The sequence below is a fragment of the Mycolicibacterium chubuense genome, from assembly GCF_001044255.1.
GTDB lineage: Bacteria > Actinomycetota > Actinomycetes > Mycobacteriales > Mycobacteriaceae > Mycobacterium > Mycobacterium chubuense.
The window spans coordinates 149,851-173,854 of sequence record NZ_JYNX01000058.1 but is presented as its reverse complement, the minus strand read 5'-3'; the positions used below and the strand labels follow the sequence as shown (position 1 = coordinate 173,854).

The 24,004-nt window shown below is 69.4% G+C and carries 24 protein-coding genes and 1 tRNA gene; 10 read left to right on the top strand and 15 right to left on the bottom strand.

The genetic code is table 11. From position 1 onward, the window contains the following. Positions 1-6: 6 nt before the first annotated feature. From MCHUDSM44219_RS19595 to metG, 3 genes are all read right to left on the bottom strand, one after another. Positions 7-891: an RNA polymerase sigma-70 factor gene (locus MCHUDSM44219_RS19595; protein ID WP_048419903.1), complete on the bottom strand. Its 885-nt coding sequence runs from the start codon at positions 889-891 to the stop codon at positions 7-9. Beyond that, on the bottom strand, positions 888-2,069 hold the full coding sequence (locus MCHUDSM44219_RS19590; protein ID WP_048419902.1) for an NAD(P)/FAD-dependent oxidoreductase: 1,182 nt from the start codon (positions 2,067-2,069) through the stop codon (positions 888-890). The genes MCHUDSM44219_RS19595 and MCHUDSM44219_RS19590 overlap by 4 nt, the downstream gene beginning before the upstream one ends. Before the next feature lie 75 nt (positions 2,070-2,144). Beyond that, positions 2,145-3,683 carry a methionine--tRNA ligase gene (gene metG, locus MCHUDSM44219_RS19585; protein ID WP_048419901.1) on the bottom strand — a complete coding sequence of 513 codons (1,539 nt, stop codon included), beginning with the start codon at positions 3,681-3,683 and terminating at the stop codon, positions 2,145-2,147. A 17-nt stretch (positions 3,684-3,700) separates the two neighbouring features. Here metG and MCHUDSM44219_RS19580 point away from each other — a divergent pair, with 17 nt between their 5' ends. From MCHUDSM44219_RS19580 to rsmA, 3 genes are all read left to right on the top strand, one after another. Next, the gene (locus MCHUDSM44219_RS19580) at positions 3,701-4,564 is read left to right on the top strand and encodes a TatD family hydrolase (protein WP_048419900.1); all 864 of its coding nucleotides are present in this window, start codon (positions 3,701-3,703) and stop codon (positions 4,562-4,564) included. A gap of 78 nt (positions 4,565-4,642) precedes the next feature. Beyond that, positions 4,643-5,770, top strand: coding sequence for a resuscitation-promoting factor (locus MCHUDSM44219_RS19575; protein ID WP_048419899.1), 1,128 nt, complete (start codon positions 4,643-4,645; stop codon positions 5,768-5,770). Continuing rightward, entirely contained in the window at positions 5,767-6,708 is a 942-nt protein-coding gene (gene rsmA, locus MCHUDSM44219_RS19570) for a 16S rRNA (adenine(1518)-N(6)/adenine(1519)-N(6))-dimethyltransferase RsmA (protein WP_048419898.1), read from the top strand. Before MCHUDSM44219_RS19575 ends, rsmA begins: the two co-directional genes overlap by 4 nt. Here the strand turns inward: rsmA and MCHUDSM44219_RS19565 are convergent. Both MCHUDSM44219_RS19565 and MCHUDSM44219_RS19560 read right to left on the bottom strand, forming a co-directional pair. Continuing rightward, entirely contained in the window at positions 6,695-8,212 is a 1,518-nt protein-coding gene (locus tag MCHUDSM44219_RS19565; protein ID WP_048419897.1) for an amino acid permease, read from the bottom strand. The two genes, rsmA and MCHUDSM44219_RS19565, sit on opposite strands and share 14 nt — an antisense overlap. 85 nt (positions 8,213-8,297) lie before the next feature. After that, the gene (locus MCHUDSM44219_RS19560) at positions 8,298-9,101 is read right to left on the bottom strand and encodes a serine/threonine-protein kinase (protein ID WP_048419896.1); all 804 of its coding nucleotides are present in this window, start codon (positions 9,099-9,101) and stop codon (positions 8,298-8,300) included. A 51-nt stretch (positions 9,102-9,152) separates the two neighbouring features. Between MCHUDSM44219_RS19560 and MCHUDSM44219_RS19555 the strand changes: the two genes are divergently transcribed. Both MCHUDSM44219_RS19555 and MCHUDSM44219_RS19550 read left to right on the top strand, forming a co-directional pair. Beyond that, a complete protein-coding gene (locus MCHUDSM44219_RS19555) occupies positions 9,153-10,121 on the top strand; it encodes a 4-(cytidine 5'-diphospho)-2-C-methyl-D-erythritol kinase (protein WP_048419895.1) in 969 nt (322 codons plus the stop codon). A 306-nt stretch (positions 10,122-10,427) separates the two neighbouring features. Beyond that, a complete protein-coding gene (locus MCHUDSM44219_RS19550; protein WP_048420015.1) occupies positions 10,428-12,062 on the top strand; it encodes a fatty acyl-AMP ligase in 1,635 nt (544 codons plus the stop codon). 57 nt (positions 12,063-12,119) lie between these two features. Here MCHUDSM44219_RS19550 and MCHUDSM44219_RS19545 read toward each other — a convergent pair whose 3' ends face one another. Continuing rightward, the gene (locus tag MCHUDSM44219_RS19545; RefSeq protein WP_236695522.1) at positions 12,120-13,556 is read right to left on the bottom strand and encodes a lipase maturation factor family protein; all 1,437 of its coding nucleotides are present in this window, start codon (positions 13,554-13,556) and stop codon (positions 12,120-12,122) included. A gap of 46 nt (positions 13,557-13,602) precedes the next feature. Here MCHUDSM44219_RS19545 and MCHUDSM44219_RS19540 point away from each other — a divergent pair, with 46 nt between their 5' ends. From MCHUDSM44219_RS19540 to MCHUDSM44219_RS19520, 5 genes are all read left to right on the top strand, one after another. Beyond that, entirely contained in the window at positions 13,603-14,589 is a 987-nt protein-coding gene (locus MCHUDSM44219_RS19540; protein ID WP_172506292.1) for an efflux ABC transporter ATPase subunit, DrrA-related, read from the top strand. Further along, positions 14,586-15,440, top strand: coding sequence for an ABC transporter permease (locus tag MCHUDSM44219_RS19535; RefSeq protein ID WP_048419893.1), 855 nt, complete (start codon positions 14,586-14,588; stop codon positions 15,438-15,440). The genes MCHUDSM44219_RS19540 and MCHUDSM44219_RS19535 overlap by 4 nt, the downstream gene beginning before the upstream one ends. Positions 15,441-15,475: 35 nt before the next feature. Further along, positions 15,476-16,516: an epoxyqueuosine reductase gene (locus tag MCHUDSM44219_RS19530; RefSeq protein ID WP_048419892.1), complete on the top strand. Its 1,041-nt coding sequence runs from the start codon at positions 15,476-15,478 to the stop codon at positions 16,514-16,516. Between the two features lie 106 nt (positions 16,517-16,622). Continuing rightward, on the top strand, positions 16,623-17,042 hold the full coding sequence (locus tag MCHUDSM44219_RS19525) for a hypothetical protein (RefSeq protein ID WP_048419891.1): 420 nt from the start codon (positions 16,623-16,625) through the stop codon (positions 17,040-17,042). Positions 17,043-17,068: 26 nt separating this feature from the next. Further along, positions 17,069-17,305: a hypothetical protein gene (locus MCHUDSM44219_RS19520; protein WP_048420013.1), complete on the top strand. Its 237-nt coding sequence runs from the start codon at positions 17,069-17,071 to the stop codon at positions 17,303-17,305. A 4-nt stretch (positions 17,306-17,309) separates the two neighbouring features. On the opposite strand, the gene pth is transcribed toward MCHUDSM44219_RS19520, so the two are convergent. From pth to MCHUDSM44219_RS19475, 9 genes are all read right to left on the bottom strand, one after another. Continuing rightward, on the bottom strand, positions 17,310-17,888 hold the full coding sequence (gene pth, locus MCHUDSM44219_RS19515; protein WP_048419890.1) for an aminoacyl-tRNA hydrolase: 579 nt from the start codon (positions 17,886-17,888) through the stop codon (positions 17,310-17,312). 12 nt (positions 17,889-17,900) lie between these two features. Further along, positions 17,901-18,572, bottom strand: coding sequence for a 50S ribosomal protein L25/general stress protein Ctc (locus MCHUDSM44219_RS19510; RefSeq protein ID WP_048420012.1), 672 nt, complete (start codon positions 18,570-18,572; stop codon positions 17,901-17,903). Positions 18,573-18,711: 139 nt separating this feature from the next. Continuing rightward, positions 18,712-19,581 carry an oxidoreductase gene (locus tag MCHUDSM44219_RS19505; protein ID WP_048419889.1) on the bottom strand — a complete coding sequence of 290 codons (870 nt, stop codon included), beginning with the start codon at positions 19,579-19,581 and terminating at the stop codon, positions 18,712-18,714. A 98-nt stretch (positions 19,582-19,679) separates the two neighbouring features. Continuing rightward, complete coding sequence (locus MCHUDSM44219_RS19500; protein ID WP_048419888.1) at positions 19,680-20,351, bottom strand: LpqN/LpqT family lipoprotein; 672 nt, start codon at positions 20,349-20,351, stop codon at positions 19,680-19,682. Next, positions 20,348-20,689: an arsenate reductase (glutaredoxin) gene (gene arsC, locus MCHUDSM44219_RS19495; RefSeq protein ID WP_048419887.1), complete on the bottom strand. Its 342-nt coding sequence runs from the start codon at positions 20,687-20,689 to the stop codon at positions 20,348-20,350. Before arsC ends, MCHUDSM44219_RS19500 begins: the two co-directional genes overlap by 4 nt. Continuing rightward, on the bottom strand, positions 20,686-21,666 hold the full coding sequence (locus MCHUDSM44219_RS19490) for a ribose-phosphate diphosphokinase (protein WP_048419886.1): 981 nt from the start codon (positions 21,664-21,666) through the stop codon (positions 20,686-20,688). The genes arsC and MCHUDSM44219_RS19490 overlap by 4 nt, the downstream gene beginning before the upstream one ends. Positions 21,667-21,783: 117 nt before the next feature. Beyond that, positions 21,784-23,244: a bifunctional UDP-N-acetylglucosamine diphosphorylase/glucosamine-1-phosphate N-acetyltransferase GlmU gene (gene glmU / locus MCHUDSM44219_RS19485; RefSeq protein ID WP_048419885.1), complete on the bottom strand. Its 1,461-nt coding sequence runs from the start codon at positions 23,242-23,244 to the stop codon at positions 21,784-21,786. A 92-nt stretch (positions 23,245-23,336) separates the two neighbouring features. After that, positions 23,337-23,408, bottom strand: a tRNA-Gln gene (locus tag MCHUDSM44219_RS19480). 41 nt (positions 23,409-23,449) lie between these two features. Next, a complete protein-coding gene (locus MCHUDSM44219_RS19475) occupies positions 23,450-23,920 on the bottom strand; it encodes a GreA/GreB family elongation factor (RefSeq protein WP_048420011.1) in 471 nt (156 codons plus the stop codon). Positions 23,921-24,004 lie beyond the last annotated feature (84 nt).

The following is a 24,004-nucleotide window of genomic DNA, read 5'->3' as shown; positions in this document are numbered from 1 at the left end:
GGGTCATTATCGGCCGATGCGTCGGGGCACGGTCACCGTGGCGAGTTTCTCCGGATTGCGCATCGCGTAGAAGTTCGCGATCTTGCCGTCGACCACCTCGATGAGCACCACGCCCTCGAGGTGCTCGCCGGTGTAGAGGACCAGCGCGGGCGCGCTGTTGTAGATCGCGGGCTCCACCCGGCCGCCGGCGCCGCCCAGCCGCACCAGGCCCATGACCAGCCGGGCCACCCGCTCCGCGCCCGCCACCGGGCGGCGGGCCGCGCTGGCCTTGCCGTCGCTGTCGGCGGTCCACACCACGTCCGGGGCGAGCATCGCCATCAGGCCGTCGAGGTCACCGGTCGCGGCGGCGGTGAAGAACCGGGTGGTGAGTTCGGTGGAGAACTGCGGGTCGACGGGCTCGAACCGCTTGCGCCGGGACTGCACGTGCTCGCGGGCGCGGTGGGCCATCTGCCGGACGGCCGAGGTGGACTTCCCGATCGTCGCGGCGATCTCGTCGTGGTCGAACCCGAACACCTCGCGCAGCACGAAGACCGCACGCTCGTCGGGGCTCAGCGTCTCCAGGACCACCAGCATCGCCATCGACACCGACTCGGCGAGCACCACGTCGGCCGACGGGTCGACATCGGTGAGCAGCGGTTCGGGCAGCCACGGCCCGACGTAGGTCTCTTTGCGCCGCGACTGTGCCCGCAGCGCATTGAGTGCCTGCCTGGTGACGAGCTGGGCGAGATAGGCCTTGGTGTCGCAGACGGTGGCCAGCTCGACGTGTGCCCACCGCAGATAGCTCTCCTGCAGCACATCGTCGGATTCGGTTGCGCTGCCGAGGATTTCGTAGGCGATCGTGAACAGCAGCGGCCGCAGTGCGGTGAACTGCTCGGCGTGTTCGTCGCTCATCGGACGCCGATCGCCTCATCGGCGGCCGGTGCGGTGCTGCGGTCGGGGCCCTTGCGCGTGCGGTAGGAGCCGGGCTCGGCGGCCTCGCCGGCCATCCACTTCACCGTCCACCGGCACACCTGCTCCTTGATCAGCGCGCCGGCACGGCCGCCGACGTAGAGCGCGATCGGGGTGTCGTCGGCGCGCTGGATCTGCAGGGTGCCCGCGTGTCGGCCGACGCTGATGCACTGCGCGGTCATCGGCACCGACACCGTGGCAGGAGACTCGCCGGCGATGCGGGCGAGCACGGTGTCGGCCGCCAGCACGCCCATCGGCAGGCTGGCCTGGCAGCTCATCCGGTAGGCCCGCCGCGACGGCGCCGCGGAGTCGCCGGCGGCGACGATGCGGTCGTCGTCGACGCTGGTGTACGTCTCGTCGGTGACGACGCGACCCATCCCGTCGGTGGTCAGTCCGCTGGCGGAGGCCAGGCCGGGCACGCCGAACCCGGCGGCCCAGACCGTCACGGCGCTCGCGACGATCCGGCCGTCGGCCAGCGCGACGTGGTCGGGGCCGACCGCGGTGACCGTGGCGGCGTCCCCTTCGACGAGCACCACGCCGAGCTTGTGCAGGCGCTTGGTCACCGAGCGGCGGCCCGGCCTGCTCAGCGACGGCCCGACGACCGTGCTCACCAGTGTCACCGGGCGGCCGGCCTCGGCCAGTTCGGCTGCGGCTTCGATGCCGGTCAGGCCACCGCCGACGACGACGATCGGCGCGGGCAGCGCGAGGTCGGCCAGCCGGGCCTTCAGGCGTTCCGCCGGCTCCCACTCGCTGAGCGAGAATCCGAACTCGGCGGCGCCCGGCACCGACGCCGGCACGGCCCCGGTGCTGCCCGCCGCGTAGACGAGGTAGTCGTAGTCCAGCGTCGCGCCCGAGGCCAGCGCGATCCGGCGCGCGGCGGTGTCGATCCGCTCGACAGAGTCGACGACCAGCCGTACCCGATCGTTGAGCACCCGGTCGTAATCGACCGCCGCATCGCCGGTTTCGGCGACCAGCTGGTGCAGCCGGATCCGCTCCACGAAGTGTGGGCGGGGGTTCACCAGGGTCACCGCCAGATCGTCACGTGACGTCAGCCGGTTGGCGGCCATCACGCCGGCGTAACCGCCGCCGATCACGAGAACGCGAAACTGTCGTGCGGTCATGAGGTCTCCTTTGTCCGAAGGCGTGTGACCTCAAGACACCGGCGACCGTCCGGGTGTGACACGACGTGATGCGTATCACACCGCAGGCTGGTAGCGCGGAAAGATCCCGGTGGGTGCCGGCAACGCCACGCCGGTCGTCAGGCGAACCGGCACGGCGGTGAAGTCCCGCTGGTCGGCGGGCTGGCCGAGCAGGTCGAGCAGCCGGGCCGTCGATTCGGGCATCACGGGTTGGCTCAGCAGCGCGGCGATGCGCACCACCTCGAGCGTCGTGTACAGCACGGTCGCGAACCGTTGTGGATCGGTCTTGCGCAGCACCCACGGCTCCTGCGCCGAGAAGTAGCGGTTGGCCGCGCCGAGCACCGACCAGATCGCCTCGAGGGCCAGGTGCATCGCCGTCGCCGCGTAATGCCCGCGCACCCGCTCGAGAAGCTCGTCGGCGACCGCGAGCATCTCGAGGTCCTCCGGCGTGAAGTCGCCGGGCTGCGGGACCACGCCGTCGAGGTTCTTGGCGACCATCGACAGCGAGCGCTGCGCCAGGTTGCCGAACTCGTTGGCCAGATCGGCGTTGATCCGGGCGATGATGCCGTCCTCGCTGTAGCTGCCGTCCTGGCCGAACGGGACCTCGCGCAGCAGGAAATAGCGCACCTGATCGACGCCGAATGTGTCGACGAGGTCGTTGGGGTCGACCACGTTGCCGACGGACTTGCTCATCTTCTCGCCGCGGTTGAACAGGAAGCCGTGCGCGAACACCTTCTTCGGCAGCGGGATGCCGGCCGACATCAGGAAGGCCGGCCAGTACACCGTGTGGAACCGGATGATGTCCTTGCCGATCATGTGCAGGTCGGCGGGCCAGTAACGCCGGTACAGCTCGGAATCGGTGTCGGGGAAACCGACACCGGTCAGGTAGTTGGTCAACGCGTCGACCCAGACGTACATGACGTGGTCGGGGTGGCCGGGTACCGGGACGCCCCAGTCGAACGTGGTCCGGGAGATCGACAGGTCGCGCAGCCCGCCGGAGACGAAGCTGACCACCTCGTTGCGCCGCACCTCCGGCTCGATGAACTCCGGGTGCTCGGCGTAGAGCGCGAGCAGCCGGTCGGCGTAGGCGGACAGCCGGAAGAAGTACGTCTGTTCCTCGGTCCAGGTCACCGGGGTGCCGGTCTCGATGGAGACGCGGACCCCGTCCTCGCCCAGGACGGTCTCGTTCTCGGCGAAGAACCGCTCGTCGCGCACCGAGTACCAGCCCGAGTAGTTGTCGAGGTACACGTCGCCCGCGTCGACCATCCGCCGCCAGATTTCCTCCGACGCCGTGAAGTGGTCCGCGTCGCTGGTCCGGATGAAGCGGTCGAACGACACGTTCAGCTTGCGCTGCAGCCGCTCGAAGACGTCGGAGTTGCGCCGCGCCAGCTCGATGGTCGGCACCCCCTCGCGGGCGGCCGTCTCGGCCATCTTCAGCCCGTGCACGTCGGTGCCGGTCAGGAAGCGGACGTCGAAACCGTCCAGCCGCTTGAAGCGCGCGATCGCGTCGGTGGCGATGTATTCGTAGGCATGGCCGACGTGCGGGTCGCCGTTGGGATAGGCGATCGCCGTGGTGATGTAGTAGGGCTCGCTCATTTGTGCTTCACCCTAAGGTGTGGACGGTGAGCTCCTCCTCCCGACAGCGGCGCGAGCCGCCCCCCGTCCCCGAGCCGCTGACGCCTCTGATCGACGCTCACACCCACCTCGACGCCTGTGGGACCCGCACCGCCGACGATGTGGCGGCCGTTCTGGACCGCGCCAACTCGGCAGGGGTGCAGGCCGTGGTCACCATCGCCGACGACCTCGACGCCGCCCGGTGGGCGGCCGGCGCGGCCGAGTGGGATCCGCGCGTGTACGCCGCGGTGGCGCTGCACCCCACCCGGGCCGATGCGCTCACCGACGATGCCCGCGCCGAGCTGGAGCGGCTGGCCGCGCACCCGCGGGTCGTCGCGATCGGGGAGACCGGCCTGGACCTGTACTGGCCGGGGCGGCTGGAGGGGTGCGCGGAGCCGGCCGTCCAGCGCGAGGCGTTCGCGTGGCACATCGACCTGGCCAAGCGCAGCGGGAAGCCGTTGATGATCCACAACCGCGACGCCGACGACGAGGTGCTGGACGTGCTGCGCGCCGAGGGCGCCCCGGAGACTGTGATCTTCCACTGTTTTTCCTCCGGCCCGGCGATGGCACGCTCCTGCGTCGACGCGGGCTGGCTGCTCAGCCTGTCGGGCACGGTCAGCTTCAAGAACGCCCGTGAGCTGCGGGAAGCGGCCACGCTGATCCCCGTCGACCAGCTGTTGGTCGAGACCGACGCGCCATTTCTGACACCGCACCCCTTCCGCGGCGCGCCGAACGAGCCCTATTGCCTCCCTTACACTGTTCGAGCGTTGGCCGACGTGGTCGGCCGGGCGCCGGAAGAGATCGCCGAGCAGACCTCGGTGACGGCGGAGCGAGCGTACGGCCTGCAGAGTTGCCGCCCGTAGGCCTTTTCGTTACCGTCTTGTGATAATCCACGCGCGTACAGAAGCTGCGCGCGTCCTGAAGTTGGGGTCGACGACATCGTGAGTGCCATCACCAGACTTCATCAGACGCGTTCGCCGATCCTGCGGGCCCTCGTCGCGGCGACTTTGCTGGCGCTGATCTTCGCGGGCGGAACGGCCGTGCTGTCCCACAAAACGGTGACACTGACTGTGGACGGCGCGTCGATGACGGTGCCGACGATGAAGAGCCGCGTGATCGACGTCGTCAAGGAGAACGGCTTCGACGTCACCGACCGCGACGACCTCTTCCCGGCCGCCGACACCCCCGTGCACCAGTCCGACACGATCATGCTGCGCCGCAGCCGGCCGCTCGAGATCTCCACCGACGGTGGCGGGACCGAGCAGGTCTGGACAACCGCGTCGACCGTGCAGGAGGCGCTCGCCCAGCTCCGGATGACCGACAAAGCGCCGCTCGCGGCAAGCCGCGGCAGCCGTGTCCCGCTGGGCGGAATGGCGCTACCTGTGGTGAGTCCCAGGACCGTTCAGCTCGACGACGCGGGTGTGACGCGGTCGGTTCGACTGGCCGCACCGAACGTCGCAGCCCTGCTCGATGCCGCAGGCGCCCCCCTTCAGCAAAGTGACACGGTAAATCCAGCACCCTCGGCTCCCATCGTGGATGGCATGCGGATCACCGTCACCCGGGTGCGAATCGACAAGGTCACCGAGCGGCTCCCGCTCGCCCCGAACAACCAGCGCATCACTGACGTGTCGCTGAACATGAGCCGCCAGATCGTCGAAGACCCCGGAATGCCGGGCACCCAGGACGTCACTTTCGCGATCGCGCGGGTCAATGGCGTCGAGACAGGCAGGCTGCCAGTAGCCAATGTCGTTGTTGTTCCGGCCAGGGACGGGGTGTTGCGCATCGGTGCCAAGCCGGGCACCGAGGTGCCCCCGGTGTCCAACCCGGGCCAGTGGGACGCGTTGGCGCGTTGCGAAGCCGGAGGTAATTGGGGCATCAACACCGGTAACGGTTTTTTCGGTGGAGTCCAATTTGATCAAAACACCTGGGAGCGCAACGGTGGTCTGAGGTATGCTCAGCGGGCAGATCTGGCAACGAGAGAAGAGCAGATCGCAATAGCTGAAGTGACCAGGGCGCGCCAAGGGTGGGGAGCGTGGCCGGTCTGTAGCGGGAGGATCGGTGCGTCGTGACAATTCGACTGCTCGGGCGAACTGAGATTCGTCACCTGGCAAAGTCCATCGACTTCCGGCCGCGCAAGTCTTTCGGCCAGAACTTCGTGCACGACGCCAACACCGTGCGCCGCATCGTGTCCGCATCGGGGGTGAACCGGAACGATCACGTGCTCGAGGTCGGCCCCGGCCTCGGGTCGCTGACGCTGGCGCTGCTCGATCGCGGCTCCCGCGTGACGGCCGTCGAGATCGACCCGGTGCTGGCCGAGCAGCTACCCACCACGGTCGCCGACCACTCGCACAGCGAGATCAACCGGCTGCACGTGCTCAACCGCGACATCCTCACCTTCCAGCGTGAGGACCTCACCGACGAGCCGACCGCCCTGGTCGCGAACCTGCCCTACAACGTTGCTGTACCTGCGCTTCTGCACCTTCTCGCCGAGTTTCCCTCCATCCGCACCGTGATGGTGATGGTGCAGGCCGAGGTCGCCGAGCGGCTGGCCGCCGAGCCGGGCGGCAAGGACTACGGAGTGCCCAGCGTCAAGGTGCGGTTCTTCGGCAACGTGCGCCGATACGGCATGGTGTCCCCGACGGTGTTCTGGCCTATCCCGCGCGTCTACTCCGGGCTGGTGCGGATCGACCGCTACGAGACCTCGCCGTGGCCGACCGATCCGGAATTCCGGCAGCAGGTCTTCGAGCTCATCGACGTGGCGTTCGCGCAGCGCCGTAAGACCGCGCGCAACGCGTTCGCCGAGTGGGCGGGCTCGGGCAACGAGTCCGCAAGCCGGCTTCTCGCAGCCAGCATCGACCCGTCCCGCCGCGGCGAGACGCTCGGCATCGCGGACTTCGTCCGGCTGCTGCAGCGCAACGCCGATTGGCACGTCGTCCCCAAGCCGGCGCCGGCGGTGACCGCGGAGCCCACCGCCGACGGGCTCGACTCCCACATCACGTCGTCGTAGGCCCCGGCCTGTCGCTGTCCTTCGTGCCGTCGGCACGCAGGTACTCGTCCATCAACGGCGTCTCCGCGACGATCGGGTAGTTGCCGGTGATGCCGACCCGCTCGCGGGCCATCTCCATCACCCTGGTGCGCACCGCGAACCAGCCGATCACCAGCGCCGGCACCAGCACCACCAGCGCGACCAGATTCCAGTAGTTCTCGTAACACATCAACGCCGTCACCCCGACGAGGAACACCAGGGTGGCGTAGCTGGTGTACGGCGTGCCCCAGAGCCGGAAGCTCGGACGGGACAGGATCCCCTTCTTCGACCAGCGGTACAGCTGGATCTGGCAGATGACGATGGTGCCCCAGGACGCGATGATGCCCAGAGCCGACAGGTCGAGTGCGATGTTGAACGCCTCGGCCGGAACCACCAGGTTCAGGAACACGCCGACCACGGTGAACACCGCCGTCAGCGCGATACCGGCGAACGGCACACCGCGCTTGGTCATGCGAGCGGTGAACTGCGGCGCGCTGCCGTTCAGCGCCATCGAGCGCAGGATCCGTCCCGTCGAGTACAGGCCCGCGTTCAGACTCGACATGGCGGCGGTCAGCACGACGAAGTTCATGATGTCGCCCGCCGCGGGCACGCCGATGCTGGAGAAGAACGTCACGAACGGGCTCTCGCCCTGCTTGTAGCTGGTGTAGGGCAGCATGAGCGCCAGCAGGATCAGTGAGCCCACATAGAACACCGCGATGCGGAACACCACGGAGTTGATCGCCTTGGGCATCACCTTGGCGGGGTTCTCGGTCTCACCCGCCGCGGTGCCCACCAATTCGACTGCGGCGTAGGCGAATATCACGCCGGAGGTGACGAGCACCAGCTGAAGCGCGCCGGTGGGGAGGATCCCGCCGTTGTCGGCGACCACCGACAGGCCGGTCGGCTGACCGTCGACGGTGAACCGGCCCGCGAGGAACACGATGCCGACGACCAGGAAGGTCACCAGCGCGACGACCTTGATCAGCGCGGCCCAGAACTCCATCTCCCCGAACAGCTTGACCGAGATCATGTTCACCGTCAGCACGATGATCAGCGCGATCAGCGCGATCGTCCACTGCGGGGCCGCCTTGAACGCGCCCCAGTAGTGCATGTACAGCGCGATCGCGGTGACGTCGACGATCGAAGTGCAGGCCCAGTTGAAGAAGTACATCCAGCCGGCCACGAAAGCCGCCTTCTCGCCGAGGAATTCGCGTGCATACGAGACGAACGATCCCGAGGACGGACGGTGCAGCACCAGCTCCCCGAGCGCGCGCAGAATGAAGAACACGAAGACGCCGCACACGGCGTAGACGATGAACAGTCCGGGGCCGGCGGTGTTCAAACGGCCGCCCGCGCCCATGAACAGACCGGTGCCGATCGCGCCGCCGATGGCGATCATCTGCAGCTGTCGCGGCTTGAGGCCCTTGTGATAGCCCTCTTCCTCGTGGGCCAGGGCCGAGTTGTCGTACTGCACGGCAGATTCCATGGGCGGGACGCTAGCCCCGTCGTGTCACGGCGGAATTCGCCGACGTTAACGCTGGGTTACAGAGTGGCAGAACGCGATTGACGTTTCAGTCCCGCAGAATACGGGTAATCAACGCCATCAACTGCGTGCAGTTCTGATAGCGATCGGCGGGCCTCTTCGCCAGGGCTTTGGCCATCACGGAGTCGAACGCGCTTGGCAGCCAGGCGATTCGACGGGACAGCCGGGGTGGAACGCTGTTCAACTGCGCGGCGGTCAGGCCCATGCGGGTGGCCGCGGTGAACGGCGGAGCTCCGGTGACCATCTCCACGACCGTGCACGCCAGCGCATACTCGTCGGTGGCGCCGCTGACCGGCCCGCCGGTCAGCAGTTCCGGCGGCGAGTAGGGCAGCGACGCGGTCACCTCGCCTGCGTGCGGCCGCGGCTTCTCGTCGCGGGTGTGCGCGGTGCCGAAGTCGACCAGCACCGCGCCGTCGGCGTAGAAGTCCGCGTGGCACAGGATGTTGGCGGGTTTGACGTCGCAGTGCACGACGCCGCGACCGTGGATGTCGTCGAGGGCGCCGGCGATCTGGGTCAGCGCCGCGAGGCGGTTGGGGATGGTGGCCAGCCCGGCGACCGGCCCGCCGGCGAGGTGTTCCATGGTCAGCCATCCCGGGCCGTGGTCGAAGACCTCGATGACGTGCGGCTGCGCCATGGCCCGGGCGACGGCGAACTCGCGATCCAGCCGGGCCTGTGCCTCGGCGGATTGGGCTCGGTCGGCGAGCACCTTCAGCGCGACGGTGCGCTCGGGTGGCCGGGTGTCACGGGCCCGGTAGACGGTCGACGAACCGCCGCGGCCGATGACGGCCTCCACGGCGTAGCGGCCTTCGAAGCGGTCGCCCGGCGAAAGCACGCTTCCAGAGTAGGGTTCGCCCGCGTCACATCGCGGCGTTAGGGTCGTGCGATGTCCGCGCGCGACGGAAATACGGCTACGGAGTGGGTTCCCACCGGTTCGGTGACGGTCCGCGTGCCCGGCAAGGTGAACCTCTACCTCGAGGTCGGCGACCGCCGCGCGGACGGCTACCACGAGCTTTCCACCGTCTTCCACGCCGTGTCGCTGCTCGACGAAGTGACGGTCAGCACCTCGGATGTGCTGACACTCGAGGTGGCGGGTGAGGGCGCCGAGTCGCTGCCCACCGACGACCGCAATCTCGCCTGGCGGGCGGCCGAACTGATGGCCGAGCACGTCGGCCGCGCCCCGGACGTCGCCATCGCCATCGACAAGACCATTCCGGTGGCCGGCGGCATGGCGGGCGGCAGCGCCGACGCGGCCGCGGTGCTGGTGGCGATGAACGAGTTGTGGGAGCTCGGGGTGCCGCGGCGCGACCTGCACGCGTTGGCCGCGCAGCTGGGCTCCGACGTGCCGTTCGCGCTGCACGGTGGCACTGCGCTCGGCACCGGGCGCGGTGAGGAACTGGCAACGGTGTTGACCCGCAACACCTTTCACTGGGTGCTCGCGTTCTCCGACGGCGGTCTGTCGACCGCGACGGTGTTCTCCGAGATCGACCGGCTGCGCGAAGCGCAGGACCGCACGCTGCCGCCGCGGCTGGAGTCCGCCGAGCCGGTGCTGGCCGCGCTGGCATCGGGGGATCCGGCCGAGCTCGCGCCGTTGCTGGGCAACGACCTGCAGCCCGCCGCGCTGACGCTCGACCCGTCGCTGCGCCGCACCCTGCGTGCGGGCGTCGAGGCCGGCGCGTTGGCGGGCGTCGTCTCCGGGTCGGGACCGACCTGTGCGTTCCTGTGCACGTCGGCCGGTTCGGCTGTCGACGTCGGCACCGAACTGGCGGGCGCCGGCGTGTGCCGGACCGTGCGGGTGGCCAGCGGGCCGGTGCACGGCGCGCGGGTGGTGCCGAGCCCGTCGGCGTCGGTGTAGGCGTCCGCGGGACCGGATCGCCAGAACTGTGACAAACGCCTCAATACACGCGCGCGTTTGGCAGTTACTTAAGAGTCTCCTAAGATGAGCGACGGTGAGAGCTAGCGGTCGAGCAGTGGACGCGAATTCCTCCGTCGCTACCGACGGTGGGCGTCCGAACGGATCCGGCCGCGCCGCGGCGACATCACCGATTCGAGACGAAACCGCTGCCCAAACGTGTGCGCGCCTCCATGCGAAGGTCGTTCAACAGGCGGAACATGGCAAACGCGCATGTGCACAGGGGCAGATGTCGGCGAGGAGGTCGTCGTGAGCAAGTTCACCGAGAAGATGTACCGCAATGCCCGCACCACCACCCGGGGCATGGTCACCGGCGAACCCCATGAGCCGGTTCGGCACACCTGGGGCGAGGTGCACGAGCGGGCTCGGCGCATCGCCGGTGGACTCGCCGCAGCGGGCGTCGGGCGCGGGGACGCGGTCGGCGTGCTCGCCGGGCTTCCCGTCGAGATCGCTCCGACGGCCCAGGGCCTGTGGATGCGCGGTGCCTCGCTGACGATGCTGCACCAGCCCACCCCCCGCACGGACCTCGTGATGTGGGCCGAGGACACGATGAACGTCATCGGCATGATCGAGGCCAAGGCCGTCATCGTCTCCGAGCCGTTCCTGGTGGCGATCCCCGTGCTGGAAGAGAAGGGCATCACGGTCCTGACCGTCGAGGACCTGCTGGCCGCTGAGCCGATCGATCCGATCGAGGTCGGCGAAGACGACCTGGCGCTGATGCAGCTGACGTCCGGTTCGACCGGGTCGCCCAAGGCCGTGCAGATCACGCACCGCAACATCCACTCCAATGCCGAGGCGATGTTCATCGGCGCGCAGTACGACGTCGAGACCGACGTGATGGTGAGCTGGCTGCCCTGCTTCCACGACATGGGCATGGTCGGCTTCCTGACCATCCCGATGTACTTCGGCGCCGAGCTGGTCAAGGTCACCCCGCTGGACTTCCTGCGCGACACGCTGCTGTGGGCCAAGCTCATCGACAAGTACAAGGGCACGATGACCGCCGCCCCGAACTTCGCCTACGCGCTGTTCGCCAAGCGGCTGCGCCGGCAGGCCAAGCCCGGCGAGTTCGATCTGTCGACGTTGCGGTTCGCGCTGTCGGGCGCCGAGCCCGTCGACCCCGCCGACGTCGAGGACCTGCTGGACGCGGGCAAGCCATTCGGCCTGAACCCCGGGGCGATCCTGCCGGCCTACGGCATGGCCGAGACCACGCTGGCGGTGTCGTTCTCGCCGTGCAACGCGGGCCTGGTGGTCGACGAGGTCGACGCCGACCTGCTGGCCGCGCTGCGCCGCGCCGTGCCGGCCACCAAGGGCAACACCAAGCGGCTGGCCGATCTCGGCCCGCTGCTCACCGACCTCGAGGCCCGCGTCATCGACGACCACGGCAATGTCATGCCGCCGCGCGGCGTCGGGGTCATCGAACTGCGCGGCGAGTGCGTGACGCCGGGCTACATGACGATGGGCGGTTTCATCCCCGCGCAGGACGAGCACGGCTGGTACGACACCGGCGACCTCGGCTACCTGACCGAGGACGGCCACGTCGTGGTCTGCGGCCGCGTCAAGGACGTCATCATCATGGCCGGCCGCAACATCTACCCGACCGACATCGAGCGCGCGGCGGGCCGCGTGGAGGGTGTGCGGCCGGGGTGTGCGGTCGCGGTTCGCCTGGACGCCGGGCACTCGCGGGAGACCTTCGCCGTCGCCGTCGAGTCCAACGCCTGGCAGGACCCCGCCGAGGTGCGCCGCATCGAGCACCAGGTCGCCCACGAGGTGGTCGCCGAGGTCGAGATGCGGCCGCGCAACGTCGTCGTGCTGGGGCCGGGCAGCATCCCGAAGACGTCGTCGGGCAAGCTGCGCCGTTCGACCTCCGTCTCGCTGGTCACCTAGCCCCTCCTTCCGCGAGCGAGCGTGTCTGGACGCGACACGCCGCGTGTGGACGGCACGTCACGCACGCTCGCGGCCGGTGGGCGGCAGGTAGTCGCCGATGAGCTCACGGTTCCACCACCGCCGGTCCTCGCGGAGTTCGCGCCAGGACGTGAAGCGGTACTCGTACAGTCGGGCCCGCACGTAGCGTGGCGGCGCGTCGGGGAACGGGTTGTGGCCGAACAGTCGCAGCGTGGCGGGGTCGCCGCGCAGCAGCCGGTCCATCAGCGGTCCGAACCACTCTCGCGCATAGGCCGGCGACAAAGCGGCGAACCACATCAGCCAGTCCAGCCGCAGGTGGTAGGGCGCCCACTGACGCGGCATCCGGTGCGGATCGCCCGGTTTGCCCCGAAAGCCGTACTCCTTCCACACCGCATCCGGCGTGGGCTGGGCCGCGTCGGTGCCTTCGATCACCACCTCGTGGCGCACGCGCCCGACGGTGCCGAACGCCCCATAGGTGTTCACCAAGCGCAGCGCGTTGAACGACGCGTTCATCTTCTGTGCCCGGCCGATCATGTTGGCCACCGGCCAGTAACTCAGCACCACCGTCGACGCCGCGCCCGCGATCACGAGGGCGGCGAACCACCCCGGTGTCGCCGTCACTGAGGGAGCCGCGGGCACGGGCAGCACCGTGGCGAACGCGGCCCGGTCGACCGCACTGAACGCGAGGAGGATCGTCAGCCAGTTCAGCCACGCGAAGTTCCCGGACGCCACCAGCCACAGCTGCGTGACGATGATGACCGCCGCCGCGATCGATGCGACAGGTTGCGGAAAGAACAGCCCGAACGGCACGACCAACTGGGCGACGTGGTTGCCGGCCACCTCGACGCGGTGCAGCGGCCGGGGCAGGTGATGGAAGAACCAGCTCAGCGGCCCCGGCATCGGCTGCGTCTCGTGGTGGTAGTCCAGGCAACTCAGGTCACGCCAGCATGGATCGCCGCGCAGTTTGATCAGCCCGGCGCCGAACTCGACGCGGAACAGCAGCCAGCGCAGCAGCCACAGGGTCAGCAGCGGCGGGGACGTCTCGTCGTTGCCCAGCAGCATCATCAGGACGCCCGCCTCCAGCAGCAGCGACTCCCAGCCGAACCCGTACCAGCGCTGGCCCACGTTGACGATCGACAGGTAACCCACCCACAGCGTCAGCCACGCCAGCGTCGCCACCCACAGCGGGACCGCGTCGTCGGCTCCGGCGACGATCGCGCCCGCCAGTGCCGCGCCGGCCCAGCAGACCGCGGCGAAGAAGCGGTCGGAGTAGTGCAGGTGAAAGATGCTGGGCGCGATCCGGAACGGCACCCGCGTGACGAAGTGCGGTATCGGCAACAGGCCATCGCATCCGAGCAGCGCGCGGAACTGGCGGCCCGCACCGATGAACGCGATCAGGTACACCGCCGCCACGCCGCGCTGCAGCACCTCCCGGGCCAGCCAGTATCCCGGTGCGGCGAACCAGTCCGCGTGCACGGTTTCAGTCAACGCCGTCGCCTGCCGCGGCAAAAGCATTGGCCGGATGTCGGTCGGCGCGGATACCGTCGAGGCCATGGACCCGGCCATCGAAGCGATCGACCTCGTCAAGCGGTTCGGTGACCACACCGCGGTCGACGGGGTCAGCTTCGCCGTCCCGCCGGGCAGCGTGCTCGGTCTGCTGGGACCCAACGGCGCGGGCAAGACGACCACGGTGCGGATGATGACGACGCTGACCGAACCCACCAGCGGCACCGCGCGGGTGGCGGGATACGACGTGCGCGCAGAGCCCGACCAGGTGCGCCGCCACATGGGGCTGACCGGTCAGGTCGCGACGGTCGACGAGTTGCTGACGGGCCGGGAGAACATCCGCATGATCGGCGGCCTCTACGGCATCCGGCGCCGAGCGCTGGAGAAGCTGGGAGATCAACTGCTGCAGCAGTTCTCGCTGACCGAGGCGGGCGACCGGGTGGTGAAGTCCTACTCAGGCGGCATGCGCCGCCGGCTGGATCTCGCCGTCAGTCTGCTCGCCTCGCCGCCCGTGCTGTTCCTCGACGAGCCGACCACCGGCCTCGATCCGCGCAGCCGCAGCGAGCTGTGGGAGGTGCTGCGCGGGCTGGTGGCCGAGGGCACCACGCTGTTGCTGACCACGCAGTATCTCGAAGAGGCCGACCAGCTGGCCGACAACATCGTGGTGATCGACCAGGGCCGCATCATCGCCGAGGGTTCCCCGCTGCAGCTCAAGCAGCAGGCCGGCCGGGCCAGCCTGGTGATCACGGTCGGCGACGCGGCGGATCTGCCGGCAGCGCAGGACCTGCTGCGACGCACCGGGGCCGAGGTGTTCGTCGACGCGGCGGCGCGGCGGCTCACCGCGTCGGCCGACGGGCTGGACGACATGATCGCCGTCGCCGGCTGGTTCCGCGACAGCGGCATCGGCGTCGACGACATCGGGTTGTCCCGGCCCAGCCTCGACGACGTGTTCCTGAGCTTGACCGGCCACCGTACCGACGAATCCGAGGAGGTCGGCGCATGACCGCGCTGGACACCGAACACCCCGCGGCCGTGCGCGTCGACCGGGTGCCGACGCGCCCGACGAATCTGGTTCAGCAGTCGTGGATCATGGTGAAGCGCAACATGATCCACACCAAGCGGATGCCCGAGATGCTCAGCGACGTGACGGCGCAGCCCATCATGTTCGTGCTGCTGTTCGCGTTCGTGTTCGGCGCGTCGATCACCAACACCGGGGGAGCCTCCTACCGGGAGTTCCTGCTGCCGGGCATCCAGGCGCAGACCATCGTGTTCTCGGCGTTCGTGGTGGCCTCGGGCATCACCGCCGACGTCGAGAAGGGCATCATCGACCGGTTCCGCTCGCTGCCGATCTCCCGGTCGTCGGTGCTGATCGGGCGCAGCGTCGCGAGCCTGATCCATTCGTCGTTGGGCGTGGTGGTGATGGCGCTGACGGGGCTGGCGATCGGCTGGCGCATCCGCGGCAGCATCGCCGAGGCGGTGCTGGCGTTCGCCCTGATCCTGGTGTTCGGCTTCGGGATGATCTGGTTCGGCATCCTGGTCGGATCGCTGATGCGCACCGTCGAGGCGGTCAACGGCGTGATGTTCACCGTGCTGTTCCCGGTGACGTTCCTGGCCAACACCTTCGTGCCGACGGAGCCGATGCCGCACTGGCTTCGGGTGATCGCCGAGTGGAACCCGGTGTCGTCGTTGGCGCAGGCGATGCGCGAACTGTGGGGCAACGGCGGGCCGGCGGCCCCCGATGCGCAACTGCCCCTGCATCACCCGGTGCTGTCGACCATCCTGTGGTCGCTGGCGCTGACCGCGGTCTTCGCGCCGTTCGCGCTGGCCGCCTACCGGCGCCGCACGTCCGGCTAGCACCGCGAGGCTGAGTATTGTGTACGATACTCAGCATGGCGCAGAAGTTGCCCCCGCGGCTGGCCGACCATCCGACCGTCCGGAAGGTGCAGGCGCACCCGTCGCGTCCTCCCGGCGTGATCGACGCGGACTGGTTGCGCGCGATCTGCCGGGAGGCGGGCGTCGACGACGTCGGGTTCGCCCGCGTCGCCGATCCGGCCTTGGCCTCCGAGGTCGAGCACGTGCAGGCGGCGCTGCCGGGCGCCGTCAGCTACCTCTCGCTCGTCGTCAAGATGAACCGCGACAACGTCCGCTCGACGGCACGCAGCGTCGCCAATCAGGAGTTTCACCGCAGCGGCGAGATCATGAACGAGGCCGCCCACCGCATCACGCGCATCCTCCAGGACGCGGGGCACCGCGTGGTCAACCCGTCGGCCACCTTCCCGATGGAGATGGATCGCTACCCGGGCCGCATCTGGGTGGTGGCGCACAAGCCGGTCGCCGTCGCCGCGGGCATGGGCGTGATGGGCATCCACCGCAACGTCATCCACCCGCGATTCGGCAACTTCATCCTGCTCGGCACGATCCTGGTGGCCGCTGACATCTCCACTTACGATGCGCCGCTGGACTATTCGCCCTGCCTGGAGTGCAAGCTCTGCGTGGCGGCCTGCCCGGTCGGGGCGATCAAGAAGAACGGCGACTTCGACTTCGTCGCGTGCTCGGTGCACAACTACCGCGAGTTCATGGGCGGCTTCACCGACTGGGTGCAGACCGTTGCCGACAGCGAGGACGCCGAGGACTTTCGCTCCCGGGTCAGCGATTCGGAGAACGCGTCGATGTGGCAGAGCCTGTCGTTCAAGGCGAACTACAAGGCGGCCTACTGCCTGGCGGTCTGCCCGGCGGGGGAGGAGGTGATCGAGCCCTACCTCGATGACCGCAAGGGGTTCATGGATCTCGTCCTCAAACCGTTGCAGGACAAGGTGGAGACGCTGTACGTGCTCCCGGGTTCGGAAGCCGAGGCGCACGCCGTCAAGCGGTACCCGCACAAGCCGGTGAAGCGGGTCGACAGCGGCATCCGGGGTGTCCGCGGCCGGTGACGTATCGCGGCGAACGGTCGCGGGATCACCGGCGCGGAGGTTAGATGAGGCTGGCTGCCGGCCAGACGCTGTGCCTGCGCCGAGGTGGCCGCTGGAGGAGGAACGAATGGTGTGGATCCGTGGCCTGTCGGCCGGACTGCTGTGCGCGGTCGCGCTGGCGCCACCCGCGTGGGCCGGCGGACCCGGGGGAGTAGTGGACACCGGTGTGGTGTCCCGGGCCGTCGGATCCGGACTGCGGGACGGAACGCTGATCGGCTTCACGGCCACCGGCCCCACCAACGAGATGGCCGCCTCCGCGGTGATCGCCGCCTGCCAGGCGGCCGGGGCGGAGCAGTGCAGCAGCGACGAACAGACCAACGACGTGTTCTGCATCGTGTCGGTCGGGGCCGACGACGGCAGCGGCATCGTGTCGGGCGGCGCGGGCGCCACCCCGGAGGCGGCACGCGAGGACGCCTTCCGTCATGTCGGCCAGGCGAATCTGACACTCGACCCGGCTGCCCGCATCCTCGCGTCGTCCTGCCCGTGACTCACGCTCTCGGAAGTGGAGTGACCATGACCAGTTTCTGGAAGTACGCGTCGGCGGCACTGATCGCGAGTGGCGTTGCCGCCGGCCTTGTTTCGGCGCCGACGGCCGTCGCGCAGGCGACCTGCCAGGAGGCCGGCGGCCTGACCCGGTGCGAGACCAACGGCAGCGTCTCGATCAAGACGGTGCCCGGAACGCGCGCGCCGAACGTCGCCGACACGATCCCCCGCAACAACAACCGGTCGGGCATCGTCCTGACCTGGTAGCCGGTCAGGCCCAGGCGTGCACCACGTTCTGGGCCGGTTCGAGGCCCTGGCCGATCAGCAGTTCGACCGCGTCGGCGGCCTGCTCGCAGATGGTCGCGATCTCCGGGCGCTCCCGGGAGTTGAACGGTTCCAGCACGAACGACGCCCCCGACTGCCGTCCCGGCGGCTTGCCGATGCCGACCCGGACGCGGTGAAAGTCGTTGCTGCTCAACGCCGATCCGACCGAGCGCAGGCCGTTGTGCCCGGCCACCCCGCCGCCGTACTTGAGCCGGATCCGGCCGAACTCGATGTCGAGTTCGTCGTGGACGATGATCACGTCCCGCGGGGCCACCGAGTAGAACTTGGCCAGCGGGCCGACCTGGCGCCCGGACTCGTTCATGTAGACGCGCGGTTTGGCCAGCACCACCGGGCGGCCTGCCAGCCGCCCGGTGGCCACGTCGGCCCCGGACTTCTTGTGCACCTTGAACGTCTCGCCGATGCGGTCGGCGAGGATGTCGACGACGAGGAAGCCCAGGTTGTGCCGGGTGAGCGCGTACTGCGGGCCGGGGTTGCCCAGGCCGACCACCAGCTGGGGTTCGGCCACGACGACGGCGTCCTACTCGGAGTCGCCGGCGGACTCGCCCTCGCCGCCCTCGGCCTCGGCTTCGGCCTCGGCAGCCTCGGCGGCCTGCTCCTCGATCGACTCGCCGCCACCCTCGGCCTCGAGCTCCTCCTCGGTCGGCGCGGGCACCACGTTGACCACGAGCAGCTCGGGGTCGGACACCAGCGTCACACCCGAGGGCAGTTCGACGCCGCCGGCCAGGATCTGGGTGCCTTCCTGGGCGCCCTCGACCGACACGGTGAGCTGCTCGGGGATCGACTGCACGTCGGCCTCGATCTCGATGGAGTTGGCTTCCTGGGTGACCAGGGTGCCGGGGGCGGCGTCACCCTCGACGGCGACGTTGACCTCGACGGTCACCTTCTCGCCGCGGCGCACGACGAGCAGGTCGGCGTGCTGGATGTTGCGACGGATCGGGTGGATCTCGAGCGACTTGGTCAGCGCGAGCTGCTCCTTGCCGGCGATGTCGAGCGTGAGCACGGCGTTGGTGCCGGCGTTACGCAGCACCGCGGCGAAGTCGTGGCCGTCGAGCTCGAGGTGCTGGGGCTCGGTGCCGTGGCCGTAGAGGACCACGGGGACGCGGCCCTCGCGGCGGGCGCGGCGCGAGGCGCCCTTGCCGGTCGCGGTGCGGACCTGGGCGGTCAGATTGTTCGGGGCGTTCTTCGCCATGTTCGGTACTCCTGTGCCGGTGGTGTCGGACACGGCCAGGGTCACACGAACTGCAGATGCTCAGTTCCCGTCGATAACGGCGGCCCGTCGGTTGGCCACCCTCGCCGTGATGCGTCGACCAGGGTAGCTCAGCACCCGGCTACAGCGGAAATTCGACCTCGGTGAGCTGCTCGGACAGCGTCCACAACGCGGCGGCCTTGGCGCGGTTGCGGGCGGCGGGGGTGCGCCAGGCCGCGCCGGTCGGGCCCCGCATCGCGAACCGGGGTCCGACGAACGTGTCGCCGGGCAGGTCCTGCGCAGTGGCGTAGAGCGTCTGGCGGGCGCCGAAGTCGGCGTCGGTGGCGAAGAACTGGTTCCCGGCGTCGTAGATGCGGCTGCCGAACCGGCTGCCCGTCTGGCCCTGCAGGTTGGTGGCCGAATAGCCGGGATGGGCGGCCAGCGCCCGCACCGGTGAGCCGGCCGCGGTCAGCTTGCGCTGCAGTTCGCTGGTGAACAGCAGGTTGGCCAGCTTCGACTGCGCGTAGGCGGGCCACGCCAGGTAGGGCCGGGACTTCCAGTTGAGGTCCTTCAGGCTCAGGCGGCCGAAGACGTGCATGAACGACGACACCGTCACCACCCGGTCGGTGAGCCGGGGCAGCAGCAGGTTCGTCAGCGCGAAGTGACCCAGGTGGTTCGTGCCGATCTGGCTCTCGAATCCGTCGACGGTCAGCGCGTACGGCACCGCCATGATGCCCGCGTTGTTGATCAGCACGTCGACCCCGGACACACCGTCGGCGAACGTCCGGATCGACGACAGGTCCTGCAGATCGAGGTGGCGCACCTCGACGTCACCGGTCATGCCGTCCGCGGCCGCCTGGCCCTTGTCGGTGTTGCGCACGGCGAGGATGGTCCGTGCGCCCACGCGTGCCAGCTCGCGGGCGGTGACCAGGCCCAGTCCGCTGTTGGCGCCGGTGACGATCACGGTGCGGCCGGTGAAGGAGGGAAGGTCCGCGGCGGTCCACTGGCTCATGGCCACCACCCTAGAGTCGCGCCGAAACGGCATTCCGGCAGGCCCTCAGTCGAACTTCCGCTGCCGGAATGCCGTTTCGGCGGGGACGGGGGAGGACGTCAGCGGATGCTGGGCTTCGGCACGGTGACCGAGAAGCCGCCGATGATGGCCTCGATGTCGCCGGCCTGCTCGGCGGCCTTGTCGGCGAAGCCGGTGACGGTGAATTGGATCAGGTAGCGCTGCGACTTCGGCGGCGCGCCGGTGGCGATGACGATCCGGTTGTAGCTGTGCATCCGCGCACCGTTGAGGTCGTAGCTGCCCTCGATCATCGACGACGGGAAGCCGTCGAACGGGTCCGTCGAGGCGCCGAGCTGCGTGAAGTTCTGACTCATCTGGGCGTCGACGTTGGCGTGCGTGAGCGCCTCGGCGACGTTGAAGTCGCCGTTGAGCTCGAACACCATCAGCATCGCGGTCGGGTAGGTGTCGCCCTTGGCGATCATCCGGGTGCCCGGCGCGAGGTTGGTGTTCTGGTAGGGCCGCCAGCCCGGCGGCGACGGCATCGTCACCGTGATGTCGGTCAGCCGGTCAGGCGCGACGGGCTGACCGGCGACGCCGGCCTGTTCGAGGTAGGCGGCGATCGGCACGGGCGCGGCGCCGGGCGCCGTGGAGGTCGGCGCCGCGCTGGGCGCGCTGGACGTCGACCACACCGCCTGGTAGTCGGGCGCTTCGGGCGCGCAGCCGACCACGCTCAGCATCACCGCGGCAGCCGCGGCCACCCGGCGAGCCGTCACAGAATCTCGCGAACGTTGTCGATCGGGCGCGCCAGCCGGGTGCCCTTCGGCGTCACGACGAACGGGCGCTCGATCAGGATCGGGTGCTCGGCAAGAGCGTCGAGCAGTTCGTCGTCCGAGGCCGACGCCAGCCCGAGTTCGGCGTAGAGCGGTTCGCGGGTGCGCACCGCGGCACGCACATCGATGCCGGCCTCGGCGATCATCGTGGCGAGCTCGGAGCGTGACGGCGGGTTCTTCAGGTAGAGCACGATCTCGGGGTCGATGCCGTTGTCGCGCAACAGGTCCAGCGTCTTGCGCGACGTCGAGCAGCGGGGGTTGTGCAGGATGCGAGCGCTCATGCCGATCCGTCGAACAGCCCTGTCACCGAACCGTTCTCGAACACCGCGCGAATGGTGTTGGCCAGCAGCGGCGCGATCGAGAGGACCGTCAGCTGCGGGAACATCTTGTCCTCGCCGATCGGCAGGGTGTTGGTGACGATGACCTCGCGCGCTCCGCTGTCGGCCAGCCGCTCCCGGGCCGGGTCGGAGAGCACGCCGTGCGTCGCGGCGATCACGACGTCGGCCGCGCCGTCCTGCTTGAGCAGACGGACCGCGCCGGCGATGGTGCCGCCGGTGTCGATCATGTCGTCGGTCAGGATGCAGGTCTTGCCGCGCACGTCACCGACCACGCGGTTGGACTTCACCTGGTTGGGCACCAGCGGGTCGCGGGTCTTGTGGATGAATGCCAGCGGGACGCCGCCCAGGGAGTCCGCCCATTTTTCGGCGACGCGCACGCGGCCGGAGTCGGGGGAGACGACCACCATGTCGTGGTCGGCGTAGTTCTCGGCGATGTAGCCGGTCAGCAGCTTCTGCGCCCGCATGTGGTCGACGGGGCCGTCGAAGAAGCCCTGGATCTGGTCGGTGTGCAGGTCGACGGTGACGATCCGGTCGGCGCCTGCAGTCTTGTAGAGATCGGCGACCAGGCGGGCGGAGATGGGTTCACGACCGCGGTGCTTCTTGTCCTGCCGGGCGTACGGATAGAACGGCAGGATCGCGGTGATGCGCTTGGCGCTGCCGCGCTTGAGCGCGTCGATCATGATCAGCTGTTCCATCAGCCACTGGTTCAGCGGCCACGGATGGCTCTGCAGCACGAACGCGTCGCAGCCGCGCACCGATTCGTCGAAGCGGACGAAGATCTCGCCGTTGGCGAAGTCCCGCGCGGTCTGCGCGGTGACGGCGACGTCCAACTCCTTGGCGACCTGCTCGGCCAGTTCGGGGTGCGCCCGACCCGAGAAGAGCATCAGATTCTTGCGGTTGTCGGTCCAGTCGTGGCTCACAGCGCTGCCCTCGGCTTCTCGTCATCGATGGGGGGATCGATTCCCGGGCCATCGTACGTAGCGGTGACTCGCGCACGCTGGCGGGTTACCAGAATGCCAATAAACGGCGACGAATCGCTACTCGCCGGTAGCTTCAGCGGCCGCCCGGGCCGCTGCCGCAGCCTGTGCCGCCGCGCTACCGGGGCGTTTGCGTTCCACCCAGCCCTCGATGGTGCGCTGCGGTCCGGCGGAGACGGCCAGCGCGCCGGGCGGTACGTCCTCGCGCACGACGGTGCCCGCTCCGGTGTAGGCGCCGTCGCCGATCGTCACCGGGGCGACGAACATGGTGTCCGATCCGGTGCGGACATGGGAGCCGATCGTGGTGCGGCTCTTTGTCTCGCCGTTGTAGTTGACGAAGACGCTGGACGCCCCGATGTTGCTGTGGTCGCCGATGTCGGCGTCACCGACGTAGGTCAGGTGCGGCACCTTGGTGCCGGTGCCGATGGTGGCGTTCTTCACCTCGACGAACGCCCCCAGCTTGCCGGCCTCCCCGAGCACGGTGCCGGGACGCAGGTAGGTGAACGGGCCGACGGCGGCGTCGTCACCGATCACGGCGAGCTGGCCGTGGGTGCGCACCACCGACGTGCGGTCGCCCACCTCGACGTCGGTCAACGTGGTGTCGGGGCCGATCTCGCAGCCCGCGCCGATCTCGGTGGTGCCGAGCAGCTGGGTGCCGGGCCGCACGACGGTGTCGCGGCCGATGGAGACCTCGACGTCGATCCACGTCGTCGCCGGATCGATGATCGTCACGCCGGCGCGCTGGTGCGCGGCGACGATGCGCCGGTTCAGCTCGGCGCCCAGCGCAGCGAGCTGCACGCGGTCGTTGACGCCGGCCACCAGCGCGGGGTCGTCGACGTGCCGGCCGAGCACTGGGTGGCCGTCGCTGCGCACGATCGCGAACACGTCGGTGATGTAGAGCTCCTGCTGGGCGTTGTGGGCGCGCAGCCGGCTCAGCGCCGAGCGCAGCACGCCGGCGTCGAACGCGTACACCCCGGCGTTGACCTCGGTGATCGCCTGCTGGGCCGGGCTGGCGTCGGCCTGCTCGACGATGCCGATCACCTCGCCGTCCTGGGTGCGCAGGATCCGGCCGTAGCCGGTGGGGTCGGCGGTCGTGGTGGTGAGCACCGTGGCCGCGGCGGCGCCCGCGGTGTGGGTGGCGATCAGCGCGGCGAGGGTGTCGGCGTCGAGCAGCGGCACGTCGCCCGAGGTCACGACCACCACGCCGGCGAAGTCGTCGGGCAGCGCCGCGAGCCCGCATCCGACCGCGTGTCCGGTGCCGCGCTGCTCCTCCTGGACGGCGATCTCCACGCGTCGCCCGACGGCGGCGCCGATCTCCAGCGCCGCCGGGGCCACCCGTTCCCGGTCACGGCCCACGACCACGACCAGATGCGTCGGCGCCACCGCGGCGACCGAGCGCACGGCGTGGGCGAGCATGCTGCGGCCGGCGAGGGTGTGCAGGACCTTCGGGGTGTCGGAATTCATCCGGGTGCCGGATCCCGCGGCCAGAATCAGGACGGCTGCGTTGCCTGCGTCGCCCATCGTTGTCGTCCTTCCCCTGCGCGAGCGTGCGTGTCTGTACCCGACACTCCGTCCGCGGGTGTCACTGTGCGCACGCTCGTCGCGAGTGAGTGCTCCGTCGCCAGGACTCGAACCTGAACTATCTGAACCAAAATCAGAGGTGCTGCCGATTACACCACGACGGATCGGTGACGTAATACGCGTGCGACTCTAGCTCAACGGGAGATCAGGAACCCGGGTGCGCGAACCCGCGCGATTCCGACCTGGCGGGCTGGTGAGCGCCGAACGGGACGGCCGCCAGGAGGGTCACACGCTGACTGCGTCCGGTCGGCAGCCGGTAGCTGCACTGCCGGCCGGGCGTCGCCCCGAGGAGCGCGCTGCCCAGCGGTGAGTAGACGGTGTAGACCTCCAGTTCGTCGTCGGTCGTGCCGCGGGTGCCGAGCAGGAACGTCTCGGTGTCCCCGGTGTCGTCGAACCGGACCGTGAGAACCATGCCGGGCTCGGCGACGCCGTCGTCGGGCGGGATGCGGGTGTGGCCAGCCCTGCTGAGCAGTTCATGGATCTCACGGATGCGGTGTTTGCGGGCGAGCCACGCGTCGACGACCTGATCGGTGCGGGCCTCGGCGTCCGCCGCGTGCGGCAGGGTGAGCAGGCCCGCCAGTTCGGCCTCCAGCGCAGTGCGGGTGTGCGGCGTCATCCAGACGCTGTCGTGGTTGGTGGGCACGTGGTGTCCTTCCGGTGTGGTGATCGTCGTCAGGGGCGGGTCGGATCGGCGCCGCCC